The following is a 4775-nucleotide window of genomic DNA, read 5'->3' as shown; positions in this document are numbered from 1 at the left end:
GGTTACGGGAAGGGGCGGGTAGGGGAAAGAGCCCCACCCGCCCCAGCCACATCACAGCCCCAGCAGAGCCACGGCCTTAGCCGAATCCAGGCCGCACGCCTCGCCGCCGCCGGCCGTCCACGCCATCGCACACAACGCCCGCAACCCGTCCACCGGATCCCCCTCGCCCGACAGGGCAAGCGCATCCCCATCGACGGACGCCGTCCACCCCCCGCACCGGAACCCGTCCCCGGCAGGGACAACCCCGGGCTGAGCCACCAGCAGCCCCCGCAAATCCGCAGCCACAAACGTAGGCCGATGCTCCGGCCGCGCAGCGACCAGCTCCGCCGCCGTCGTCACCCCGGTCAGCACCAGCAGCGAGTCCACCCCGCCCGCGTACGCGCCCTCGATGTCCGTGTCGAGCCGGTCGCCGACCACCAGCGGCCGCTCCGCACCCGTCCGCAGCACCGTCTCCCGGTGCATCGGCGGCTGCGGCTTGCCCGCCACCCGCGGCGTCGCCCCCGTGGCTATCCGCACGACCTCCACGGCCGAGCCGTTGCCCGGGGCGATCCCCCGCCCGGTCGGAATCGTCAGGTCCGTGTTGGACGCGAACCACGGCACGCCCGCCGCCACCGCGTACGACGCCTCCATCAGCCGCGACCACGGCATGTCCGGCCCGCCGTAGCCCTGCGCGACGGCGGCCGGGTCGTCCGCCGCGGAGTCCACCGGCACCAGCCCGCGCTCGCGCAGCGCCACCCGCAGCCCCTCGGCGCCGATCACCAGCACCCGGGACCCGGCCGGCACCTGCTCGGAGATCAGCCGCGCCACGGCCTGTGCCGAGGTGATCACGTCGGAGGGCGCGGCAGGGACGCCCAGCTCCGTCAGGTGGCCGGCCACCGTGTCCGGGGTGCGGGCGGCGTTGTTGGTCACGTAGGCGAGGTGCATCCCGCCCTCGCGGGCCGCCGCCAGCGACTCGACCGCGTGCGCGATCGCCTCACCGCCCGCGTACACCACGCCGTCGAGGTCGAGCAGCGCCGTGTCGTAGGCCTCGCCGAGCGGCCGCTCACTGCCGTCGGGCCGCGTCCGGACGGTCTGATTCATCCTGTACTCGCTCCTTGTGCTGTACGTCTCTTCCACGATCATTGCTCACAGGGCCGTGAGACATAACATTTCCCAATGAGCACTCCAGGCCGAGCAGGGAAAGCAGGGCAAGGACTCCAACTCGCCCCCTTCCGAGGGCTGCGCTATGTCCCGGAACGGGTCGGCAGCCTCGCCGCCGTCACCTCGCCACCGTACGACGTCGTCGTGCGGCCCGACGGGTTGCGTCACCTGGAGACCGCCGACCCGCACAACATCGTCCGCCTGATCCTCCCCCAGGCGGCCAGCGCCGCCGACCGGCACCGGCTGGCAGCCGAGACGCTCCGCCGCTGGCAGGACGAGCAGGTCCTCGCCCCCGACCCGGAGCCCGCCCTCTACGTGTACGAGCAGCGGGGCGGCGGCATCCTGCAGCGGGGTCTCATCGGCGCACTGCGCCTCAGCCCCCGCGAGGAGGGCGTCGTCCTCCCCCACGAGGACGTCATGCCGCACATCGTCGAGGACCGCGCCGCGCTCATGCGCGGCACGGGAGCCAACCTGGAGCCCCTGCTCTTCTCCTACCGGGGCAACGGCAGCACGACGGGCGCGGCGGCCGTGATCGACCGCGTCACCGCCACCCCGCCGCTGCTGTCCACCACGACCGACGACGGGTACGCCCACCGCCTGTGGTCCGTCACCGACCCGGACAACCTCGAACTGATCGGCAAGGACCTCTCGCAGCAGCACGCCCTCATCGCCGACGGCCACCACCGCTGGGCGACGTACCTGCGGCTGCGCGCCGAGCAGGCCGCCCCCGGCCCCTGGGACTTCGGCCTGGTGCTGCTGGTGGACACCGCCCGCTACCCGCTGCGCGTACGGGCCATCCACCGCCTGCTGCACCGGCTGCCGGTCGCCGAGGCGCTGGCCGCCGTCGAGGGCGCCTTCCGCGTCCGCACGGTCGAGGGCCCGCTGCCGGCGGCGCTCGACGCGCTGGCGGAGGCGTCCGAGGAGCCGGGCAACGCCTTCGTCCTGGCCGGCGACGGCCGCTTCCACCTCCTGGACCGCCCGGACCCGGCCCTGCTGGCCCGTTCCGTCCCGACGGACCGGCCCGAGGCCTGGCGCACCCTGGACGCGACGGTCCTGCACTCGGTCCTGCTGGAGCACGTCTGGCGCGTGCCGGACGACCCGGAGCACATCGGCTACATCCACGAGACGGCCGCGGCCGTGAAGCAGGCCGAGCGGCACGGCGGCACGGCGGTGCTGATGCACCCGGTCAAGGAGGACGTGGTCCGCGAGCTGGCGGAGCAGGGCGTGACCATGCCGCGCAAGTCGACGTCGTTCGGCCCCAAGCCGGCGACGGGGCTGGTGCTGCGGAGCCTGGCCCTGAACTGACGAAGACGCCGGAGATGCCGCAGACGCCGAAGAGGGCGCCATCCCGTGTACGGGGATGGCGCCCTCTTCGGCGTTACGTCGCTACATGGCTACATGGCGTCAGCCCTTGTCGCCGTCCGCCTCGGGAGCGGCCTCGGCCGGCTTCTCGGCGGCCTCGGTGTCCTCAGCCTCGGTCTTGGCCTCGGTGCCGGCGGCCGCGGGGGCCTCGTCGCCCTCGGTGCCCTCGGTCTCCGCCAGGGCGTCCGTGAACTCGATGCCGTCCAGCTCCGCGAGGCGGTCCGAGGCGTCCGTCTGGCCGCCCTGGTCGGCCTCAAGGGCCTTGGCGAACCACTCGCGGGCCTCGGTCTCGCGGCCGACCGCCAGCAGCGCGTCGGCGTACGCGTAGCGCAGGCGGGCGGTCCACGGCTGCACGGCGTTGGAGGCGAGCTCGGGGCTCTGCAGGGTCACGACGGCGGCGTCGGCCTGGCCCATGTCCTTGCGGGCACCGGCGGCGACCAGGCGCATCTCGACCTGGCCGGCCTTGTCCAGCTTGTTGACCTCGGGCTCACCGGCCATGGCCAGCGCGCGCTCGGGACGGCCCATGCCGCGCTCGCAGTCGGCCATGACGGGCCAGAGCTCGACGGAGCCGGTCATGCGGCGGGCCGCACGGAACTCGGCGAGCGCCTCGGAGTACTTGCCCGTGGCGTACGAGGCGAAGCCGGCGGCCTCGCGCACGGCGGCGACGCGGGAGGCGAGGCGCAGCGCGATCCGGGAGTAGGCGTAGGCCTGCTCCGGGTCCTCGTCGAGCAGGTTGGCGACCATGACGAGGTTGCGGGCGACCTCCTCGGCGAGGCCCTTCGGCAGGCTCATGAGCTCCTGCCGCACGTCCGCGTCGATCTCGTCACCGGTGACGTCGTCGGGGATCGGCAGGCGCTTCACGGGCTCGCGGTCGCTGCGGTCGCGGTCGCGGTCGTCACGGCGCCCGTAGCCGCCGGAACGCTCGTCCCGCCCGCCGCGGTAGCCGCCGCCCTGCCGGTCGTCACGGAACGAACGACGGGGGCCACGGTCGTCACGGCCGCCGCGGTAGCCACCACGGTCGTCGTCACGGCGCGGGCCGCGGTCATCACGACGGTCGTCACGGCGGAAGCCGCCACGGTCGTCATCGCGACGGGGGCCGCGGTCGTAACCGCCACGGTCGTCACGGCGGAAGGAGGGGCGGTCGTCACGACGCTCGTCACGGCCACCGCGGAACCCGCCGCGCTCGTCGTCGCGGCGCGGGCCGCGGTCATCACGGCGGTCGTCACGGCGGTCGTCGCGACGGAAGCCACCGCGGTCGTCGTCACGGCGGAAGGACGGACGGTCATCGCGGCGCTCGTCACGGCCGCCACGGAAACCGCCACGGTCGTCATCGCGGCGCGGGCCACGGTCATCACGACGGTCGTCGCGGCGGAAAGAGGGACGGTCGTCGCGACGGAAGCCACCGCGCTCGTCATCGCGGCGCGGAGCGCGGTCGTCACGACGGAAGGACGGACGCTCGTCACGGCGCTCATCGCGGCCGCCACGGAACCCGCCGCGCTCGTCGTCACGACGAGGCGCACGGTCATCACGCGGGAAGGAGGGGCGGTCGTCACGGCCACCGCGGAAGCCGCCACGGGGGCGGTCGTAGCCGCCGCGGTCATCACGGCGGGGGCCGCGGTCGTCACGGCGGTCATCACGGCGGAAGCCACCGCGCTCGTCGTCACGGCGCGGGGCGCGGTCGTCACGACGGAAGGAGGGGCGGTCGTCACGGCGCTCGTCACGGCCGCCACGGAACCCGCCGCGCTCGTCGTCACGACGAGGCGCACGGTCATCACGGCGGAAGGGCGGGCGGTCGTCACGGCGACCGAAGCCACCGCCGGCCGGGCGACCACCGCGGTCGTCGTCGCGGCGCGGGCCACGGTCATCGCGGCGGTCATCACGGCGGTCGTCGCGACGGAAGCCGCCACGGTCGTCATCGCGACGGAAGGACGGACGGTCGTCGCGACGGCCGAAGCCACCGCCGGCGGGGCGCCCGCCGCGGTCGTCACGGCGGGAGGAGCCCCGTCGGTCGTCGCGGCGGAAACCGCCGCGGTCGCCACCCGAACGATCGTCGGGGTAGTTGCTGGACATCGACGTGACTCCTGTCTTCAGGTACCGCAGTCATTCTCGCGCAGCCGGCCGCCCGGCGCGCTTCGGCAAAAACAAAAAGGACCCTTGGTCCCAGCGTGAACGCTGGGACCAAGGGTCCTTGAAATATTGTTCGGCGGCGTCCTACTCTCCCACACGGTCCCCCATGCAGTACCATCGGCGCTGAAAGGCTTAGCTTCCGGGTT

Annotated in this window: 3 protein-coding genes, 1 rRNA gene and 1 pseudogene; 1 reads left to right on the top strand and 4 read right to left on the bottom strand. The window is 73.8% G+C overall.

Annotation, left to right across the window (positions count from 1 at the left end; translation table 11 throughout):
• Nucleotides 1-51 precede the first annotated feature (51 nt).
• Nucleotides 52-1080, bottom strand: a complete 1029-nt coding sequence (locus tag ACSNOH_RS33325) for an HAD-IIA family hydrolase (protein ID WP_436725186.1) — start codon at nt 1078-1080, stop codon at nt 52-54.
• Nucleotides 1081-1155: 75 nt separating this feature from the next.
• Here ACSNOH_RS33325 and ACSNOH_RS33320 point away from each other — a divergent pair, with 75 nt between their 5' ends.
• Nucleotides 1156-2445: a DUF1015 domain-containing protein gene (locus tag ACSNOH_RS33320; RefSeq protein ID WP_436725185.1), complete on the top strand. Its 1290-nt coding sequence runs from the start codon at nt 1156-1158 to the stop codon at nt 2443-2445.
• Between the two features lie 99 nt (nt 2446-2544).
• Here the strand turns inward: ACSNOH_RS33320 and ACSNOH_RS33315 are convergent, their stop codons facing one another.
• The 3 genes and pseudogenes from ACSNOH_RS33315 to rrf all read right to left on the bottom strand — a co-directional run.
• Entirely contained in the window at nt 2545-3309 is a 765-nt protein-coding gene (locus tag ACSNOH_RS33315) for a hypothetical protein (RefSeq protein WP_436725187.1), read from the bottom strand.
• A gap of 75 nt (nt 3310-3384) precedes the next feature.
• Nucleotides 3385-3921 (bottom strand): annotated as a pseudogene (locus ACSNOH_RS33310) (tetratricopeptide repeat protein); the annotation flags it as partial.
• A 779-nt stretch (nt 3922-4700) separates the two neighbouring features.
• Nucleotides 4701-4775 (bottom strand): 5S ribosomal RNA (rrf, locus tag ACSNOH_RS33305); the annotation flags it as partial.

It is taken from the genome of Streptomyces sp. URMC 127, from assembly GCF_051386535.1.
GTDB lineage: Bacteria > Actinomycetota > Actinomycetes > Streptomycetales > Streptomycetaceae > Streptomyces.
This window is presented reverse-complemented; position numbering and strand designations above follow the sequence as displayed.

What these genes read in the sequence shown, in the direction of transcription:
- ACSNOH_RS33325 (WP_436725186.1), bottom strand. Translation starts at nt 1,080, where the DNA reads ATGAATCAGACCGTCCGGACGCGGCCCGACGGCAGTGAGCGGCCGCTC.
- ACSNOH_RS33320 (WP_436725185.1), top strand. Translation starts at nt 1,156, where the DNA reads ATGAGCACTCCAGGCCGAGCAGGGAAAGCAGGGCAAGGACTCCAACTC.